This is a genomic window from Ruegeria sp. A4 (genome assembly GCF_056543025.1).
The window spans coordinates 1,626,513-1,642,530 of the sequence record NZ_JBQGAW010000001.1 but is presented as its reverse complement, the minus strand read 5'-3'; the positions used below and the strand labels follow the sequence as shown (position 1 = coordinate 1,642,530).

Genomic DNA, 16,018 nt, shown 5'->3' with positions numbered 1-16,018 from the left:
CCGTCAGGCCTTTTGGCCTGACAAGGCATGATAGATATGGGTGAACGTGGCGGCCCCGATGATCGGGATCACCAGGTTCACCAGCGGCACTGAAAGCGGAATGGCCATCAATGTGCCCGCCACCCAGATCGTCGTTGAATGTTTGGCCCGCAGCTTGCGCGCGCCATCGCGCCCGATCCTTCGCATCGCGGCAAGGGTAAAATATTCACGCCCCAGCAAGAATCCGTTCATCGCCCAGAAGATGAAAGGCGCAAGCGGGGTGAAAATCGCATAGAGGATCAGCGCCAGCAGGTTTGCCACAATCAGAACGCCAAGGAAGCTGAGACCGTCCATAAGCGCCTCTGAGGCCGGGATGCGCTGTGCGGGCGGCAACGCCGGAAAATGCTTGTCCTCAACCGCCTGTGCCACCTCGTCCAGAAAGATCGAGGTGATGGCCGACGCGACCGGCACCATCAGAAAAACGGGCAGGATCAGGACGAGCACGATACCGGAATAGTTCAGAACGTCGTTCAGCCACGGCACAGCCCCCACAAACGGCAGTGAGATTTCGCTGCCTGACAGCCAGTTGATCAACCAGATCGCACCTGCACAGGCCAGAACCAGCAGCAGAATGGTCAGACCCACGCCGCGCAGCAATACGGCGCGAAACCTGGGGTCTCCGGTCTGGCCAAGTGCGCTGAAAAAGGCGTTCAGGATGATCATTCCGTAACCCACTCTGTCAACGCGGCCACGTCGGGCCGGGGGCGTTCCGGAGGGGTCGCTCCCTCGGTGGCGATATGAATCAAACCGGCCACGCGTTCGTTTTCGGCAAGCCCGAAAGCATCGACACAGAATTCGCGATCATGTGTTTGCCAACCCGACAGCCAATTGGCGCCCCAGCCCGCAGCCAGCGCGGCATTCAGCAGCGCCAGACAGACCGCGCCAGCAGAGTAGGATTGTTCGATGGCCGGAATCTTTTCGGATTGTTTGCGAACCTCGATGACCGCGACGGCCAGATGCCCCATATCGAACTGGCTGCGCGCCTTGGCGATGTCTTCCGGGCTTTTGTTCAGCCTTTGTCCACAGACCTCGGTCAGGGTCGCCAGGCGTGGCATGGCGCCCTTTTCCAGAACGATAAATCGCCAGGGCTCCAGTTTGCCGTGATCGGGGCTGCGGGCTGCGGCCGTCAGCAACGGCAGCAACTCTTCCCGGGTTGGGGCCGGAGCAACCAGTGTCTTGGCCGGCCGGGACCGGCGCGACTGCAAAAACTCCAGAGCGGCGGGGTTTTTCAGGGACATATGTTAACTTCCTTTACATCGGGACTCTGTATCTTGGTCGGTATTCTGCCCGTTTCAAGGGCACGCCAATGGATTGCGTGGATCAATTTCATTACGACGTGCTTCGTGCAAGACTTTGAGAAAAAAAGAGGAGACAATGGCGAAACCCAAACTGCGCGATCTGCCGGATCTCAGCGCGATGGCGCAGGCCGGGGCCGTGTTCAAACTGAAGGTGACGCCCAAGGCGGCCCGCGATCGGGTGAGCGTCGAAGACGGGCAGATCAAGGTATCCGTTACGGCCCCGCCGGAAAACGGCAAGGCCAACAGGGCCGTGCAGTTGCTGCTTGCAGAATGTCTTGGCGTCGCGCCCTCGACCCTGACGCTGAAGCAGGGGCAAGCCGCACGGATAAAGCTGTTTTCCTATGACCCCTGAGGTCCGGTTTCGCGAATTTGATAAACACCTTCGGGCAGATCCAGCGCGGCCGCCAGATCCCGCACCTGCTCGGGCGACAACGTGATCTTCTGTATTTGATCGGTGCGGGGATCAAGTTGTTCCAGCGTGACGCATTCCGCGAAATTGTTGATCACCACATCTTCCTGCAAAGGTTGTTCACCTTCGTCCACAAGCGTAATGACCGTCGAGTCGAATTCATGCTCAATCGTAAACATGAGGCCAGAGTGCAAGCCGCCGGGGCGCAATGCAAGCCGTTCGTTGAACCGGCGGTGTGGTTTCGCCGGCACGGGCGTACTATGTTGAAATCACGGCCATTCGGTCTCAAAGGATATGACATGCACAGATGGTTTGTTTTTTTGCTGTCCCTGCTGCTTGCGGCATGTGGAGAGGGGGCCTTGCGCGTCCAACCCGCCGAGGAATGGCGGGGGGATGAGCCAGAGGCCGAACCGATGGTGCAAACCTTCCGAGAGGTCAGTCGGGCCGTTGGGGCGGAAGCCCGCAGACAGTGTCTGAAACAGACGACCGGGCAGAATTGCGACTTTCGGATTCTTGTCGACTTGAACCCACAGGCTTCGGTCAATGCATTCCAGACGCTGGATGAAAACAAGCAGCCGGTGATCATATTCACCCGCTCGATGATCGAATCCACCCAGAACGCGGATGAACTGGCGTTTGTCATGGGGCATGAAGCAGCCCACCACGTGTTGGGACACATCGCCAGGCAGAGTGAAATCGCCAGCGCCAGCGCGGCTGAGTTCGGGCGGGTGGCAGAGTTGCGCGGCGGGGACGCCGCCGCCATTGAAGAGGCGCAAAAGCTGGGCGCGCAGGTCGGCGTTCAGGCTTATGTGAAAGACTTTGAGCTGGAGGCAGACCAGTTGGGAACCATCATCACGTATAATGCGGGATACAATCCGTTGGTCGGGGCAAGGTTCTTTGATCGCATCCCGGATCCCGGTGACAGGTTTTTGGGAACCCACCCACCAAATGCACAACGTGTGCAGATTGTGCGGGAAACAGCAGAGCAGTTGGGTTTGTCCCAATGACCGAACTTACATGCTTGGGTGTTGTCATGACGGATCGCGGCTCGAAATACGCGGTGTCCGGGGCGCAGGTCACGACGCGGGCTGAAATCGACGCCGTTTTGAACGATTTGAAATCCGACAAGAGCTATGCCAAGGCCACCCACAACACCTGGGCTGCGGTCTTGCCGACCGGCGCGTTGAAAGCTGATGACGGAGAAAGCGGCGCGGGCATGGTGATCCTTCGGATGATCGAACGCTCCGGGCTGAAAAATCACGTAATTATCGTGACGCGCTGGTATGGCGGCAAGAAACTGGGCGGTGACCGCTTTCGCCGCGTTCAGGATGCCACGCGGGCCTATCTGGATCACATCGGCGTCCAATCTTGACCTGAGTCAATGTTTGCCTTCGCGGATGCGCTACCCTTTGGACACAGCGTGAAAGCGAAAGGAAACAGCATGCCCACACACGAGACCCTTCGGCTGCATGCCGGATTGGTGGACGATATGGCCAGAATGCTGGACATTGATCTTGAGGAAGCCGCCATTGATGGTTCCGTTTCCGTGGACCAGATCTCTGATGCTGTTTTGCGCTGTACCGACTGCCCGAACCCGGATCACTGCAAAAGTTTGCTGAACGATCCCGGATCTGCTCGGCGTACGCCCGAATACTGCCGAAATCAGGAATTGCTTCACAATCTCCTGCCTTGACACAAAGGTCTGCCATGACACATCTGGGCGAAATCATGACCCATCTGCGCTTGGTGTTGCGTATGGGGCAAGCAACCGGAACCGACTTGGCCGCGGCCTATCGGAAAGGTCATCTGAAACAGGAAGAATGGGCTGAAATCGTGCAGCAGTGTCGCGGCTGTTCCTGGGCCAAGGACTGCCCGGAATGGTTGGAACGGCGTGAGCAGGTTGAACAGGCGCCGTCGACATGCCCGAATCGCAAATACTTTGCAGCCCTCAAAACCAAGCAGGTGGGGAACGCTTGATGTCTCAGGTCGCGTTAGGGGAAATCGAAAAGCACTTTTGGCTTACACGCTCGGTTTCACGCTGCATGGGTATTTCAATGACCGAAGCGATGGCCGAAGGACGTCTTTCACCCGAAAAATACGCCGAGCTTGTCACACGGTGCCGCGCTGCCGGATGTGATGTGCAATGCGAGTTTTGGCTTGCCCGGCAACAGGGCACAGCGACCACTGCCCCGGATTTTTGCCCCAATGCCGAGATACTGAATGGGTTGAAAACCTGATCAAAGCCCGCTGTGCGTTCCGTCGCACAAAGGCGGTTTCGAACTGTGTTTGCAGCCACAAAAGAAGACCTTTTTGCTGCTTTCCGCTGTATATTTCACGGGCTCTGACCCGGTGCCTTTGTGCGATCCGTCGCAAAACGGCTGGCGGCTGGATTTGCCGCAGGCACACCAGAAATAAGTTTTCCCTTCGACGACCTCGACCGGAAATGGCGATTTCTGGGCAACAATGGGCGCGTTTGACATATGGCTTCTCCGTCTTTAGCTGAATTCGCTGCAACAGTTTAGGGCGCCGGAGTCAGAAGAATAGGTTTCACGCCTCAAAGAACATCATTGCGCCATTTGATTGGCATGGATTCGCTGTGACTCACGAAGACGTGATCGATTCAGTTGCCAGATTGCCGTTCAGCCCGTATTCTTAACCTGGCCCCGAAAAGCTGGGCAATATCAGAAAAGTAATAAAGGATTGACGGACATGAAACTGAAACTCGCTGCCGTTGGCGCATTTGCACTGATCCTGACTGCCTGTGCGCAGCAGGAAGAACCGACACCTGTTTACGTTCAGCCCAGCTATGACAAAGCCGGCACACCCAGCTGTCCGGGTGGTTATCAATTGGCCACAACCGAGGCTGGCCAGACGGTCTGTGACCCAATCACTCAGTAAGCCATTCGCAGGCGGCCCGGACCCGGACCGCCTGTACGCTTTCGGGAAAGACCGTCACCAGTTGTGGCGGTTTTTTCTTGCCTGCGATTTCGCGGCTATCGGACAATTTGCGTTCTTCGCGTTGCGCGAACCCTGTTCAGTGCCTTTTTAGGCCGTAGTTATGCTTGAACTTGAATGACTTGAATTTCTGTCGCTTGACCGACCCGTAGGGGATATGCCCGATGACACGCCGTTTGGGGGCGGTGTATCGATAAACCGGGGCCGGCTTTTTGTTATGCGCCTTGGGCCGCTTGGCATATGACTTGGCCTTCGGGGCCACGTAATACCGGTTTATCTTGTGACGGCCGTTTTTGTGAAAGCTTAGATGTTTGCCGCCAACCGCAATGACTCCGGCAGAGCCGACCTGTGTACGCTGGGCGTAACCGGGAGTGGCCACGAAATGCGCGGCCATCAGGAAAACCACGCAGTTCAGGCCAGGCTTGAAGATACGGGACATGAAAACCTCCATGATTGGCTTTCAGTCCAAGATCGGGTCTGACCGCGTGTTCGGCCAATAAACTCGGTTCACGCTTTGCCCATATGCCGTGTGCTCGACGCGGTGTCAGACCTTAGACGGGCTTGCCCCACAAATCGTATTCTCCGGCCTCGTCCACTTCGACCGTGACGATGTCACCGGGCTTGAGGTTTTCGAACCCCTCATCGATGAACAGGTTGCCGTCGATCTCGGGCGCGTCTGCTTTGGTGCGGCAGGTGGCGGCCTCGTCATCGACCTCGTCCACGATCACCTCAAGCGTCTGTCCGACCTTCGCCCGCAACTTGGCCTCCGAGATCGCCTGTGCCTTTTCCATGAAGCGATCCCAGCGTTCCTGCTTGATTTCGGCCGGAACGTGATCGGGCAGGTCATTTGACCGCGCGCCATCGACGTTTTCATACTGAAAACACCCGACCCGATCCAGTTGAGCCTCGTCCATCCAATCCAGCAGGGTCTGGAATTCCGACTCCGTCTCACCCGGATAGCCGACGATAAAGGTCGACCGCAGGGTGATATCCGGGCAGATCGCGCGCCAGGCCTTGATTTCATCCAGCGTTCTGGCCGACGCGGCCGGGCGGGCCATGCGTTTCAGCACATCCGGGTGGGCGTGTTGAAACGGGATATCCAGATAAGGCAGCACGTTGCACCCGGCATCCGCCATCAGCGGAATCAGGTTCCGCACATGCGGATAGGGATACACATAGTGCAGCCGCACCCAGGCATCGAGCTGCCCCAGCTCGCGCGCCAGATCGGTGATATGGCTGCGCACTTCACCGTCTTTCCACGGGTTGATGTCGTATTTCCGGTCCAGCCCATAGGCCGAGGTGTCCTGCGAAATCACCAGCAGCTCACGCACGCCGTTTTGCACCAGCTTTTCCGCCTCGCGCAGAACCGCATGCGCCGGGCGGCTGGCCAGCTTTCCGCGCATGTCGGGGATGATGCAGAACTTGCACTTGTGGTTGCAGCCCTCGGAAATTTTCAGATAGCTGTAATGGCGCGGCGTCAACTGTACGCTGCTGGCGGGCAACAGATCCACGAACGGATCAGGATCGGGGGGCACGGCGGCATGCACCGCATCCAGCACCTGCTCGTATTGGTGTGGGCCGGTGACAGCCATGATGCGGGGGTGATGTTCGCGAATGTAATCCGGCTCGGCCCCCAGACAGCCGGTCACAATGACCTTGCCGTTTTCCACCAGCGCCTCTCCGATCGCGTCCAGCGATTCCGCCTTGGCGCTGTCGAGGAATCCGCAGGTGTTCACAATGACGGCATCGGCCCCGGTATAATCCGGCGAAATGCCGTATCCTTCGGCACGCAACCGGGTCAGAATGCGTTCACTGTCGACCAACGCCTTCGGGCAGCCCAACGACACCATGCCGATGGTTGGCTGGTTCGATTGGGGTGTCTCGGTGATCCGGGCAGAAGGTGCCAGGTCGGGGCGGAGGTTCGGCGGGTTTGTCGTCATGCGCGGCATATAGTCGGGAAAGCTTGCCCTTGCAAATGTGATGCGTGATTTGAATGATCACGGCAATGACAAGCCAAAAGGCGGAGAGCAGAATATGAAATGGCTGATGCGCATCCTGTTTATCGTTGTCGCCGTGATCGCGTTGATCATTGGCGCACTGTTGCTGATGCCGGGGGAAAAGCTTGCCGCGATTCTGGCCGAGCAGGTCAAGGCCCAGACCGGGCGTGATCTGACGCTGACCGGTGATGTGCGCATTTCCTTCTGGCCGGTGGTCGGGATGGAAACCGGGCCGGTGCGTTTCGGCAACGCAAGCTGGGCCGGACCGGAGCCGATGCTCAGCGCGGATAGCCTGGCCGTCGGGGTGGACGCTGCCGGGCTGTTGAACGGGGATCTGCGGATCAAACGTGTTTTTGCAAACAATCCCGTGTTGCGGTTGGAACGATCCGATGGGCGCGGCAATTGGGAATTGAGCACCCCGACAACAGCGACAACTGCGGCCACGACCGGGGGCACCACGCCCGCTGAACCATCGGGGCAGGTCACGCTGGATCAACTGGAGCTGACAAATGCACGGCTGATTTACGTGGAAAATGGCGTCACGCAGATGGACTTCTCGGGCGTGACACTATCTACAAGCTGGCCCGAGGTGACGGCCCCGTTGGTGATGGAGGCCGCCATGCCAGTGCCCGGAGGTGCGGTTCAGGTTGATCTGAAAATCCCGGATTTACCGGCTTTTGCGGCCGGGTCAGTGACTGATCTGGAACTGGCGTTGACGGCTCCGGGCGGCGAGATCGGATTTGAAGGACGCGTCAATCTTACGGGTGAAATGGATGGAACCATCAAGGTCGTGACGCGGGACACTGAAAGAATGCTTGCCGCCTTCGGTCAGGCTGGCACATCTGTACCGCCCGGATTGGGCAAAATCGCCGACATTTCAGCGCATATGACGTATACGCAGGACGGTCGGATTTCCATGCGGAACATGGTTGCGCAATTGGATGACAACCGGTTTGTGGGCGAGGCGGATATCACGATCTCGGACCCGCCGCGTATCGTGGCCCGTCTGGAAGCCGGTGATTTGGATCTGTCGCGGATTTCCGAAACCGCTTCTGCCTCAGGCGGCACGTCTCAGGCAAACGCTCCTGCACCTGAGGGGTGGTCGAAGGACCCTATCGACGCGTCTGCTCTGGCATTGGCGAACGGTAAGATCCGCCTGACGGCGAACTCGATCGCCGTGCCCGGGATGACGTTCGGCAAAAGCGATCTGACCCTGTCGCTGGATCGGTCGCGGGCCGTTCTGGAAATGCACCCGGCCACGCTGTTTGCGGGTCAGTTGCACGGTCAGGTGGTGGCCAACAACCGCAACGGCCTGTCGGTCGGCGGCAACGTGACCGCCACCGGGATCGATCTGAAACAGGCACTGACCACGATGGCCGGGGTCAAACGCCTGTCGGGAACCGCTGCGGGAGCGTTTGAGTTTCTGGGCGTCGGCCAGTCCGAGGATCAGATCATGCGGTCCCTCAGCGGCAAAGGAAATCTGGATGTCGGTCCCGGAGTGATTTCCGGGCTCGATCTGGACCGATTGATGGGGCAGGGCACCGGATCAGGCGGAACCACCGTGTTCAACAGCCTAACGGCCAGTTTCACCATCGACCAGGGCGTGTTGACCAACAGCGACCTGCTCATGTCACTGAAGAATTTCCGCGCAGATGGCACCGGTACAGTGGATCTGGGAGCTCGCAACATCGACTATCTGTTCACGCCCGTGGCGCTGCGTGCCAATTCCGGGCAGGGGATATCGGTTCCCGTTCACGTCAAAGGCCCCTGGAGCGATCCGGCGATCAAGCCGGACCTGACCAAGGTGATCGAGGCGGCCGCGGATGTGAAGGTCAAGGAACTGGAAGACGACGCCAAACAGAAGGTTTTTGAAAAGGTCGGCAACGAATTGGATACGACGATCACCGACAGTGATCAGATCGAAGACGCCATCAAGGACAAACTTGAAGAAGAGGCAAAAAAAGGTCTGCTCAAATTATTCGGCGGCGACTGAGCAACCATCGTGCTTGGGGCATCGGGATATGCCCCAAGCAGTTGTGTTCAGATGGTTTGGTCGTAATCGCCGACACCGGGCTCGGTTCGGATGACGGCGTCTAAGTCCGCGAAGATGGCGCGCATCTCAGCCTCGCTTTCGCTGCTTTCACAGACAACGACCAGATTGGGGGTATTGGACGAAGCCCGCACCAGGCCCCAGCTGCCGTTGTCCAGAATCACGCGTGCGCCGTTCACCGTGACCACTTCTTTGATTGCACGGCCAGCGAGTGTTTCGCCCGCATCTCCCTTGGCGACCAGCTTGTCGACCAGCCGCTGAAGGATTTCATATTTCTCGGTATCGGCGGCGTGGGGCGACATCGTGGGGGTGGACCAGGTCTTGGGCAGGGCCTTGCGCAGGTCCGACATGCTTTTGCCCGGGTTGCGGTCCATCAGTTTGCAGATTTCGACTGCGACACGCATTCCACAGTCGTATCCACGCCCGATCGGTTCGGCCAAAAAGTAGTGGCCTGATTTTTCGAACCCTGCCAGTGCCCCGATTTCCTTGACGCGGCGCTTCATGTGGCTGTGGCCGGTCTTCCAGTAATCGGCATTGACGCCCAGGGCCTGCAACTCGGGGTCGCTGGCAAACAGACCGGTGGATTTCACATCCGCAACAAAGGTCGATCCGGGGTGAAGCTTGGCCAGATCACGCGCCATGATCACGCCAACCTTGTCGGCAAAGATCTCCTCACCCTCATCATCGACGACGCCGCAGCGGTCTCCGTCACCGTCAAACCCAAGCGCCAGATCGGCACCGCTGGACTTCACCGTGGCGGCCATGTCGTGCAGCATCTCCATGGCTTCCGGGTTCGGGTTGTAGTTGGGGAAGGTATAGTCCAGCCGGTTATGGCTGGGCACGACCTCAACCCCGATCCGTTCGAAAATCTCGGGCGCAAAGGCCGAAGCCGTGCCGTTGCCTGTTGCGCAAACCACTTTCAGCGGGCGGGACATTTTGAAATCGCCGACCAGATCGTCGATATAGGCCTCTTTGACGCCATCGACGAACTCGTACGAGCCGCCTTCGCGCGCGACGCCCTCGCCGTTCAGTACGATGTCCCGCAGTTCCGACATTTCATCCGGGCCATGGGTCAGCGGGCGGTCAAATCCCATTTTGACCCCGGTCCAGCCGTTCGGGTTGTGGCTGGCGGTGACCATGGCCACTGCGGGCACATCCAGATGGAACTGCGCAAAATAGGCCATGGGGCTGAGGGCCGGGCCGATGTCTTTGACACGGATACCAGCCTGCATCAGGCCCAGCATCAGGGCATTCTTGATCGCCAGTGAATAGTCGCGATAGTCGTTGCCGACTGCGATCACAGGCTCGATCCCGCGCCTGTGCATCTGTGTGCCAAGCCCCAGCCCAAGTGCGGTCATGCCGGGCAGGTTGATCTCTTCAGGATATTTCCAACGGGCATCGTATTCACGGAACCCGGTGGGCGTGATCATCGCGTCGCGCAGAAAGTTCCAGCTGTTGGGTGTTACCTCGGTGAGGGGTTTGATCATAACAAGTCTCAATCGTTAAATCTGTATCGGATTCGCTTTAGCAAGCGCATCAAATCGCATCAATGTGTCAACAAGTTGGGGCATCTGGTCGAGCGGGATCATATTTGGCCCGTCCGATGGGGCCGAGTCCGGGTTCTGATGGGTTTCGATGAACACGGCCCCAACACCCAGAGAAACGGCGGCGCGGGCCATTACCGGTGCAAATTCGCGTTGTCCGCCCGAAGACCCGCCCTTGCCTCCGGGTTGCTGCACGGAATGGGTGGCGTCCATCACCACCGGATACCCGGTTTTCGCCATTTGGGGCAGCGCACGCATATCGGCAACCAGCGTGTTGTAGCCAAATGAGGTGCCACGTTCGGTCAGCAGGATATTCTGATTCCCGGTACTTTCGATTTTGTCGACGATGTTGGTCATTTCCCAAGGTGCAAGGAATTGCCCCTTTTTCACATTGACCGCTTTGCCGGTGTTACCGGCCGCCAGCAGCATGTCCGTCTGACGGCACAGGAATGCCGGAATTTGCAGAACGTCCACCGCCTCGGCGGCGATGGCGCATTGCGCTTCGGTATGAACATCGGTCAGAACCGGGATACCCATCGTTTTGCGGATGTCATCCAGTACCTTCAGCCCCGCATCGATGCCCATGCCACGCTTGCCCGACAGGGATGTCCGGTTCGCCTTGTCATAAGACGCCTTGAAGACGTATTGCGCCCCGGCTGCGTCGCAGGCTTCTTTCATTTTGCCCGCAATCATCTGCGCATGGTCTGCCGTTTCAAGCTGACATGGCCCAGCTATGATGGTCAGCGGAAGGTCGTTGCCGACTGTCAGGTCGGAGATTTTAACATGTTTCATGAGTTTTATGAGGATACCTGTTCACGAAGGACCGACGCGGTAAGCGAGATCATCAGGTAGATACCAGCAAACAACAGGAATGCCAAAATCGTATTTTCGAACTTGCGCGGATAACTGGGTTCCTGACTGGGAACGGGGTTGACCGAGACGGTAAGATAGCGCACCTGCCGGTTGGCTTCGGACCGGGTCGCTTCCATTTGCTGCATTGCCGTTTGCAGCATCATGTCACGCGCCGCCAAGTCCGCCTGCGCGATCTGGATACGCACGCTCAGCCGCGCCAGCGAGTTTTCGCCGTCCGAGGCATCCTGCATCTCGGCATTCAGTTCTCTCAGAACCTTTTCCAGACGGGCGATATCTGCCTTGACGCCATCAACCTTTGCCTTGTTCGGGCGCAGGTTGTCCTGAAGCGCGGCGAGCTCAAGCTCTTTGTCCTGAACCAGTATTTCGATTTCGTTGATGCGGGCTCGCAGGCTGGCAATGACGTTTTCGGGGTCAAGAACCGCGCCCTGAAGCTGAAGCTCGATCAACTCTTCCTGAGCCTGCCTGCGCGCTTCCTGCGCCGCTTCGAAACTTTGCAGCGCGTCGCGCATCTGGTCTTCACGTTTTTTTCCGGACAAGGCATTCACCCTGTCTTCGGCATAAGAGATCAGGCGCTCGGAAAATTCGGTCGATGTCTGCGCGTCGGGGGCGGCAACCTCCATCCGAATGACCCCTTCGGTCGGGTCATAGCCGATGGTGATCATGCGTTTGAACAGCTTATAGGCGTCTTCAAGCGAGGCGTCCGACGCCAGTCTTTGAATCGGGTCGATCCATTCCTGCTTGAAGACATCAGAAAACCCGGCATCGCGGTCCAGCAACAGCAAAGCTTCTTTCGACTCCAGGAAGGACTGAACCGAGATCGAATCCTGCGTGGTGGCGAATTGCGTACCGGCAAGAAGACCGCCGATATTGCCCGGTCCGCCATCCGCTTGCAGGATCAGGAATTCGGAATCGCTGGCATACATCGGCGTGGCGATGCGGTAGAAATAGAAGCCGACAATGAAGGTCGGCAGGAACACAAAGGCCGCCAGACGCGCAAACAGTCCAAACAATTTACGCTTGCGACGACGGGCGATGTCTTTTTGGATTTGGCCAATTTCAAAATTGCGCCGCTCAGCCGGGCTGAGCTCGGGCCCGGGCAGGTTTGTTTTCTCTGCACCCATGGCCTGCGGCAGTTGAACGTTGATCCTGTCCTTGGGTTTGTCACCCTCGTCCGACGGCCTTGCGGCGGCAAGGTCCAGAAGATTGGTGCGCTGGAAGGGGTCGATGCCCTTTTTGCGCAGCAATCGCACCGCGTCATAGTCCGACGTCGCGGCCAGACCGTGTTTCTGCGCCAGACGTCGTGCGATACGCAATTGACGGCCCGTCAGGCCTTCGCGCTTGATGTCATCCAGCTGCGTGCCGGGCTGCGCTTCGCCGGCGGCCTCGGGGCCCTGCGTCGCGTTGCGAATACGCGAGATGGCGTCCGATCGCGCCTCGGCCGAACTTTCCGTCTGGCGTCTGCGGCGCCAGTTGTATTTTCTAACCTTGGGTTTCGTAGTCATAAAGCTGCTTTGCCTCTTCCAAGGAGTCAAACATATGCAATTGCCCGTCCAGAAGTACGGCCGCTTTCTGGGCGAATTTCTCCAACACGGACGGGCTGTGCGATACGATCACCAAAGTCGTCGTGCGCAACCTTTCCTTCAGGATCGCCCCTGCCTTTTCGTTGAATTCGACATCTGTTGTCGCCGGCATCCCTTCGTCGATGAGATACATGTCAAAGTCCAGCGCCAGCATCAAAGAAAAGGTGAAACGCGCCCTCATCCCAGAGGAGTAAGTGGCAAGGGGCTGGTCGAAATATTCGCCCAGACCGCAGAGCCATTTGCAGTAGGCCTCGATATAGTCGGGGTCCATACCGTAGATCTTGGCGATGTAGCGCGCGTTCTCAAGCGCTGACAGTTTTCCCGACACGCCACCGGTGAACCCCATGGGGAAAGAAACCCGGCATTCGCGACGGACCACGCCTTCGTCGGGTTTCTCCAGGCCGGCCATCATGTTGATCAACGTGGTTTTTCCGGTTCCGTTCGGGGCCAGAACGCCCAGTGAGGTACCCAGTTCGACCCGAAACGAGACCCGATCCAGAATCACCTTGCGGCGCGTTCCGGTCCAGAAGGATTTGCTGACGTTGTCGAATTCTAGCATTCGGGGTCTGCTGCTCGTTTCGTTTGTGTTTTCGCACTTGCGGGCGGCCAGAAAGGGTATTTTTTACCGGCCCATGTTGGCTACATTATGTCGAATTATGAAACAAATGATCAATGCGGTCCGGTTGCGCGCATGAATGTATGATTGGGTGCAGCAAAGGTTATCGGTGACTTGGTGCCGCGTCAGGTCGTTATTATCTGTTTTGGCAGCCAACAACAGACCGGATGGGCAGGGGCCTTCACGATCAGATGAACGCTTTACGTCAGGAAATCCGCGCCTGCCGCTTGTGTGCCGACAGGTTCGCGCAAACAGAAACAGCACACGAGCCGCGCCCGGTGGTCTGGTTCCGCCCCGGAACACCGATCCTTGTCGCGGGTCAGGCACCGGGCGCCCGTGTGCACGAGTCGGGGCGGCCCTTCACCGACCCGTCCGGCGACAGGCTGCGGCACTGGCTGGGGATTGATGAGACGGTTTTTTACGATCGCGACCGTGTTTCGATCGTACCGATGGCGTTCTGCTTTCCGGGGTATGATGCGCGCAATGCTGATCTTCCGCCACCTGCGATTTGCCGCAAGACCTGGCATGACCGGGTGATGCAGGACCTGGGGTGTGTGCCGCTGACCGTTTTGGTCGGAGGTCATGCACACAAGTTTCATCTTGGCGCGCGCGGGTCGGTTACGGACACCGTCCGCAATTGGCGGGACCATGCGCCGCGGGTCTTTGCCTTGCCTCACCCGTCCTGGCGCAATACGGCATGGTTGAAGAAAAACCCGTGGTTCGAGGCTGAACTGCTGCCTGTTTTGCGTACACGGGTCCAAGAGGTGCTGAATGACTGAATCCACGGCGTTGGACACCGCGCATGCCGCGATGCAGGCGGACCCGACAAGTGATGCCGCCCGTCTGCGTTTCTTTGAACGGCTTGCGGATAGCGAGCTGTTTCTGATGCTGACCGAAGAAGCGCGGGACGAAAATATCTCGCCCGAACTGTTCGATGTGGCTGACGGGCGCTTTGTTCTGGCCTTTGATCGTGAGGACCGGCTGGCGCAGTTTGCCGGGCGGCCCGTGCCTTATGTGGCGCTGTCGGGGCGGGTGCTTTCGGGGATGCTGTCGGGGCAGGGCATCGGGCTTGGTCTGAACCTAGAGACTGCGCCATCTTCCATGCTGGTCCCGGCGGAAGCCCTGGAATGGTTGGCTGAAACGTTGCAGCACAGCCCGCAAGAGGTCGAGGAAGAGCTTGCCGAGTTTTTGCCCCCGGCCGGCCTGCCGCAGGCCCTGCTGTCCGCGCTGGATGCGAAACTGGCGACGGCGGGCGGACTTGCCAGCGCAGCCTATCTGGTTGCCACCAAGTCCAAATCGGGCGCGCAGGGCCATCTGTTGGGGTTTGTCGATGCGATTGAAGGGGCCAAGCCCGCTTTGGCCAAGGCCGCGTCCGAGGCGCTGACCTTTTCCGGGATCGAGGCAGGCGCGATGGATGTTGGGTTTTTCACCGCAAGCGAGGCCGCCGCCGCGCTGTTGGCCAAGGTGGGCCTTCGGTTTGATCTGCCCCAGCCGCAAATTGCCGAAACGGTCCGCGAAGCCCCCGGCAGCAATCCTGACAACCCACCCATTCTGAAATAACCATCCAAACGCGAACACGCGGCGCAAGCTGCACCGCGTGTCGTTGCGCCTGGGATATGTTTATTCCGCCGCCGCTTCCAGCTTGTCCTGCGTGCGGGTTTCGAAATCGCTGGCGTCGTGGCGTTCCTGAAGCTGCGTGTGCGGCTCGCCAAAGGCGCGGTTGACCATGCGGCCGCGCTGAACCGCCGGGCGCGCGTCGATTGCCTTGGCCCATCGCATGACGTTCTTGTAGGATTCCACGTCCAAAAACTCTGCCGCGCTGTAAAGGCGGCCCAGAACCAACTGGCCATACCAGGGCCAAATCGCCATGTCGGCGATTGAATAGTCTTCGCCCGCGATAAAGGTTTTTCCCGCCAGTTCACGATCCAGAACATCCAGTTGGCGCTTGGTCTCCATGGCGAAACGGTTGATCGGGTATTCCCATTTCTCGGGTGCATAGGCGTAGAAATGCCCGAATCCACCGCCCAGATACGGCGCGCTGCCCATCTGCCAGAACACCCAGTTCATCACCTCGGTCCGCTCGGGGCCGGATGCGGGCAGAAACGCGCCGAACTTTTCAGCCAGATGGAACAGGATCGAGGCGCTTTCAAAAACACGAACAGGTTTGTCGCCCGACCGATCCCAAAGCGCGGGGATTTTCGAGTTCGGGTTGGCCTCGACAAAGCCCGAGCTGAATTGATCGCCTTCTCCGATGTTGATCAGCCAGGCGTTGTATTCAGCGCCTTCATGACCAAGTGCCAACAGCTCTTCCAGCATCACCGTGACTTTCACGCCATTGGGTGTCGCGAGCGAGTAGAGCTGAAGAGGATGCTGTCCAACGGGCAAGTCCTTGTCATGGGTCGCTCCGGCGATCGGCCGGTTGATGTTGGCGAATTGTCCGCCACTTTTACTGTCCCAGGTCCAGACCGCTGGAGGGGTATACGAGGATTGGTCGCTCATCTCTTGCCTTTCTTGCCTATGTCAGGGCTGCCATACAGCTAATATTGCAAACCGCCGAGTCCAACCCCACTCAACTGGCGTATTCTGTAACAATCCGCCGCCAAACTCTCACGTTTTCTCGTGTCGGGTCACAGCGGCGTTAGGGGGACTACGCACCG

21 protein-coding genes are annotated in these 16,018 nt (G+C 58.5%); 10 read left to right on the top strand and 11 right to left on the bottom strand.

Annotation, left to right across the window (positions count from 1 at the left end; translation table 11 throughout):
• Window positions 1-3 precede the first annotated feature (3 nt).
• Both ACR0E2_RS08105 and ACR0E2_RS08100 read right to left on the bottom strand, forming a co-directional pair.
• Entirely contained in the window at window positions 4-702 is a 699-nt protein-coding gene (locus ACR0E2_RS08105; RefSeq protein WP_480446038.1) for an EI24 domain-containing protein, read from the bottom strand.
• Window positions 699-1,277, bottom strand: coding sequence for a nitroreductase family protein (locus ACR0E2_RS08100; RefSeq protein ID WP_480446037.1), 579 nt, complete (start codon window positions 1,275-1,277; stop codon window positions 699-701). The genes ACR0E2_RS08105 and ACR0E2_RS08100 overlap by 4 nt, the downstream gene beginning before the upstream one ends.
• A gap of 136 nt (window positions 1,278-1,413) precedes the next feature.
• Between ACR0E2_RS08100 and ACR0E2_RS08095 the strand changes: the two genes are divergently transcribed.
• Complete coding sequence (locus tag ACR0E2_RS08095; protein ID WP_171228976.1) at window positions 1,414-1,689, top strand: DUF167 domain-containing protein; 276 nt, start codon at window positions 1,414-1,416, stop codon at window positions 1,687-1,689.
• On the opposite strand, the gene ACR0E2_RS08090 is transcribed toward ACR0E2_RS08095, so the two are convergent.
• Window positions 1,677-1,925, bottom strand: a complete 249-nt coding sequence (locus ACR0E2_RS08090) for a hypothetical protein (protein WP_170346090.1) — start codon at window positions 1,923-1,925, stop codon at window positions 1,677-1,679. The two genes, ACR0E2_RS08095 and ACR0E2_RS08090, sit on opposite strands and share 13 nt — an antisense overlap.
• A 120-nt stretch (window positions 1,926-2,045) precedes the next feature.
• On the opposite strand from ACR0E2_RS08090, the gene ACR0E2_RS08085 reads away from it, so the two are divergent.
• The 5 genes from ACR0E2_RS08085 (at window position 2,046) to ACR0E2_RS08065 (ending at window position 3,983) form a co-directional block, all read left to right on the top strand.
• Window positions 2,046-2,753, top strand: a complete 708-nt coding sequence (locus ACR0E2_RS08085; protein ID WP_171118712.1) for a M48 family metallopeptidase — start codon at window positions 2,046-2,048, stop codon at window positions 2,751-2,753.
• Complete coding sequence (locus ACR0E2_RS08080; RefSeq protein WP_480446036.1) at window positions 2,750-3,118, top strand: YigZ family protein; 369 nt, start codon at window positions 2,750-2,752, stop codon at window positions 3,116-3,118. The genes ACR0E2_RS08085 and ACR0E2_RS08080 overlap by 4 nt, the downstream gene beginning before the upstream one ends.
• A gap of 69 nt (window positions 3,119-3,187) precedes the next feature.
• Complete coding sequence (locus ACR0E2_RS08075) at window positions 3,188-3,439, top strand: DUF6455 family protein (protein ID WP_152458952.1); 252 nt, start codon at window positions 3,188-3,190, stop codon at window positions 3,437-3,439.
• 14 nt (window positions 3,440-3,453) lie between these two features.
• Entirely contained in the window at window positions 3,454-3,723 is a 270-nt protein-coding gene (locus tag ACR0E2_RS08070) for a DUF6455 family protein (RefSeq protein WP_480446035.1), read from the top strand.
• On the top strand, window positions 3,723-3,983 hold the full coding sequence (locus ACR0E2_RS08065) for a DUF6455 family protein (protein WP_152458950.1): 261 nt from the start codon (window positions 3,723-3,725) through the stop codon (window positions 3,981-3,983). The genes ACR0E2_RS08070 and ACR0E2_RS08065 overlap by 1 nt, the downstream gene beginning before the upstream one ends.
• Here the strand turns inward: ACR0E2_RS08065 and ACR0E2_RS08060 are convergent, their stop codons facing one another.
• Window positions 3,984-4,226, bottom strand: coding sequence for a CDGSH iron-sulfur domain-containing protein (locus ACR0E2_RS08060; RefSeq protein ID WP_480446034.1), 243 nt, complete (start codon window positions 4,224-4,226; stop codon window positions 3,984-3,986).
• A 229-nt stretch (window positions 4,227-4,455) separates the two neighbouring features.
• Between ACR0E2_RS08060 and ACR0E2_RS08055 the strand changes: the two genes are divergently transcribed.
• On the top strand, window positions 4,456-4,644 hold the full coding sequence (locus ACR0E2_RS08055; protein ID WP_050604769.1) for a hypothetical protein: 189 nt from the start codon (window positions 4,456-4,458) through the stop codon (window positions 4,642-4,644).
• Window positions 4,645-4,780: 136 nt separating this feature from the next.
• On the opposite strand, the gene ACR0E2_RS08050 is transcribed toward ACR0E2_RS08055, so the two are convergent.
• The gene (locus ACR0E2_RS08050) at window positions 4,781-5,140 is read right to left on the bottom strand and encodes a hypothetical protein (RefSeq protein WP_480446033.1); all 360 of its coding nucleotides are present in this window, start codon (window positions 5,138-5,140) and stop codon (window positions 4,781-4,783) included.
• A 112-nt stretch (window positions 5,141-5,252) separates the two neighbouring features.
• On the bottom strand, window positions 5,253-6,641 hold the full coding sequence (gene rimO / locus ACR0E2_RS08045) for a 30S ribosomal protein S12 methylthiotransferase RimO (RefSeq protein WP_480446032.1): 1,389 nt from the start codon (window positions 6,639-6,641) through the stop codon (window positions 5,253-5,255).
• Window positions 6,642-6,681: 40 nt separating this feature from the next.
• On the opposite strand from rimO, the gene ACR0E2_RS08040 reads away from it, so the two are divergent.
• Complete coding sequence (locus ACR0E2_RS08040) at window positions 6,682-8,691, top strand: AsmA family protein (RefSeq protein WP_480446031.1); 2,010 nt, start codon at window positions 6,682-6,684, stop codon at window positions 8,689-8,691.
• 47 nt (window positions 8,692-8,738) lie between these two features.
• Here the strand turns inward: ACR0E2_RS08040 and ACR0E2_RS08035 are convergent, their stop codons facing one another.
• From ACR0E2_RS08035 to ACR0E2_RS08020, 4 genes are read right to left on the bottom strand one after another with little or no spacing between them, the layout of a single operon-like run.
• Window positions 8,739-10,235 carry a phosphomannomutase/phosphoglucomutase gene (locus tag ACR0E2_RS08035; protein ID WP_480446030.1) on the bottom strand — a complete coding sequence of 499 codons (1,497 nt, stop codon included), beginning with the start codon at window positions 10,233-10,235 and terminating at the stop codon, window positions 8,739-8,741.
• A 15-nt stretch (window positions 10,236-10,250) separates the two neighbouring features.
• Window positions 10,251-11,084, bottom strand: coding sequence for a 3-deoxy-8-phosphooctulonate synthase (kdsA, locus tag ACR0E2_RS08030; RefSeq protein WP_480446029.1), 834 nt, complete (start codon window positions 11,082-11,084; stop codon window positions 10,251-10,253).
• Window positions 11,085-11,089: 5 nt separating this feature from the next.
• Window positions 11,090-12,667 carry a KpsE/RkpR family capsule polysaccharide export protein gene (locus ACR0E2_RS08025; protein WP_480446028.1) on the bottom strand — a complete coding sequence of 526 codons (1,578 nt, stop codon included), beginning with the start codon at window positions 12,665-12,667 and terminating at the stop codon, window positions 11,090-11,092.
• Window positions 12,645-13,304 (bottom strand): ABC transporter ATP-binding protein, encoded by a 660-nt coding sequence (locus tag ACR0E2_RS08020; protein ID WP_480446027.1) that lies wholly within the window; start codon window positions 13,302-13,304, stop codon window positions 12,645-12,647. The genes ACR0E2_RS08025 and ACR0E2_RS08020 overlap by 23 nt, the downstream gene beginning before the upstream one ends.
• Window positions 13,305-13,528: 224 nt before the next feature.
• Here ACR0E2_RS08020 and ACR0E2_RS08015 point away from each other — a divergent pair, with 224 nt between their 5' ends.
• Both ACR0E2_RS08015 and ACR0E2_RS08010 read left to right on the top strand, forming a co-directional pair.
• Window positions 13,529-14,140, top strand: a complete 612-nt coding sequence (locus ACR0E2_RS08015; RefSeq protein ID WP_480446026.1) for a uracil-DNA glycosylase family protein — start codon at window positions 13,529-13,531, stop codon at window positions 14,138-14,140.
• Entirely contained in the window at window positions 14,133-14,921 is a 789-nt protein-coding gene (locus ACR0E2_RS08010; RefSeq protein WP_480446025.1) for an SseB family protein, read from the top strand. Before ACR0E2_RS08015 ends, ACR0E2_RS08010 begins: the two co-directional genes overlap by 8 nt.
• A 60-nt stretch (window positions 14,922-14,981) precedes the next feature.
• Here the strand turns inward: ACR0E2_RS08010 and yghU are convergent, their stop codons facing one another.
• Window positions 14,982-15,860, bottom strand: coding sequence for a glutathione-dependent disulfide-bond oxidoreductase (gene yghU, locus ACR0E2_RS08005; protein ID WP_480446024.1), 879 nt, complete (start codon window positions 15,858-15,860; stop codon window positions 14,982-14,984).
• Between the last annotated feature and the right edge of the window lie 158 nt (window positions 15,861-16,018).

Coding starts and splice junctions, on each gene's coding strand:
- ACR0E2_RS08105 (WP_480446038.1), bottom strand. CDS start 702: ATGATCATCCTGAACGCCTTTTTCAGCGCACTTGGCCAGACCGGAGAC.
- ACR0E2_RS08100 (WP_480446037.1), bottom strand. CDS start 1,277: ATGTCCCTGAAAAACCCCGCCGCTCTGGAGTTTTTGCAGTCGCGCCGG.
- ACR0E2_RS08095 (WP_171228976.1), top strand. CDS start 1,414: ATGGCGAAACCCAAACTGCGCGATCTGCCGGATCTCAGCGCGATGGCG.
- ACR0E2_RS08090 (WP_170346090.1), bottom strand. CDS start 1,925: ATGTTTACGATTGAGCATGAATTCGACTCGACGGTCATTACGCTTGTG.
- ACR0E2_RS08085 (WP_171118712.1), top strand. CDS start 2,046: ATGCACAGATGGTTTGTTTTTTTGCTGTCCCTGCTGCTTGCGGCATGT.
- ACR0E2_RS08080 (WP_480446036.1), top strand. CDS start 2,750: ATGACCGAACTTACATGCTTGGGTGTTGTCATGACGGATCGCGGCTCG.
- ACR0E2_RS08075 (WP_152458952.1), top strand. CDS start 3,188: ATGCCCACACACGAGACCCTTCGGCTGCATGCCGGATTGGTGGACGAT.
- ACR0E2_RS08070 (WP_480446035.1), top strand. CDS start 3,454: ATGACACATCTGGGCGAAATCATGACCCATCTGCGCTTGGTGTTGCGT.
- ACR0E2_RS08065 (WP_152458950.1), top strand. CDS start 3,723: ATGTCTCAGGTCGCGTTAGGGGAAATCGAAAAGCACTTTTGGCTTACA.
- ACR0E2_RS08060 (WP_480446034.1), bottom strand. CDS start 4,226: ATGTCAAACGCGCCCATTGTTGCCCAGAAATCGCCATTTCCGGTCGAG.
- ACR0E2_RS08055 (WP_050604769.1), top strand. CDS start 4,456: ATGAAACTGAAACTCGCTGCCGTTGGCGCATTTGCACTGATCCTGACT.
- ACR0E2_RS08050 (WP_480446033.1), bottom strand. CDS start 5,140: ATGTCCCGTATCTTCAAGCCTGGCCTGAACTGCGTGGTTTTCCTGATG.
- rimO (WP_480446032.1), bottom strand. CDS start 6,641: ATGACGACAAACCCGCCGAACCTCCGCCCCGACCTGGCACCTTCTGCC.
- ACR0E2_RS08040 (WP_480446031.1), top strand. CDS start 6,682: ATGCGTGATTTGAATGATCACGGCAATGACAAGCCAAAAGGCGGAGAG.
- ACR0E2_RS08035 (WP_480446030.1), bottom strand. CDS start 10,235: ATGATCAAACCCCTCACCGAGGTAACACCCAACAGCTGGAACTTTCTG.
- kdsA (WP_480446029.1), bottom strand. CDS start 11,084: ATGAAACATGTTAAAATCTCCGACCTGACAGTCGGCAACGACCTTCCG.
- ACR0E2_RS08025 (WP_480446028.1), bottom strand. CDS start 12,667: ATGACTACGAAACCCAAGGTTAGAAAATACAACTGGCGCCGCAGACGC.
- ACR0E2_RS08020 (WP_480446027.1), bottom strand. CDS start 13,304: ATGCTAGAATTCGACAACGTCAGCAAATCCTTCTGGACCGGAACGCGC.
- ACR0E2_RS08015 (WP_480446026.1), top strand. CDS start 13,529: ATGGGCAGGGGCCTTCACGATCAGATGAACGCTTTACGTCAGGAAATC.
- ACR0E2_RS08010 (WP_480446025.1), top strand. CDS start 14,133: ATGACTGAATCCACGGCGTTGGACACCGCGCATGCCGCGATGCAGGCG.
- yghU (WP_480446024.1), bottom strand. CDS start 15,860: ATGAGCGACCAATCCTCGTATACCCCTCCAGCGGTCTGGACCTGGGAC.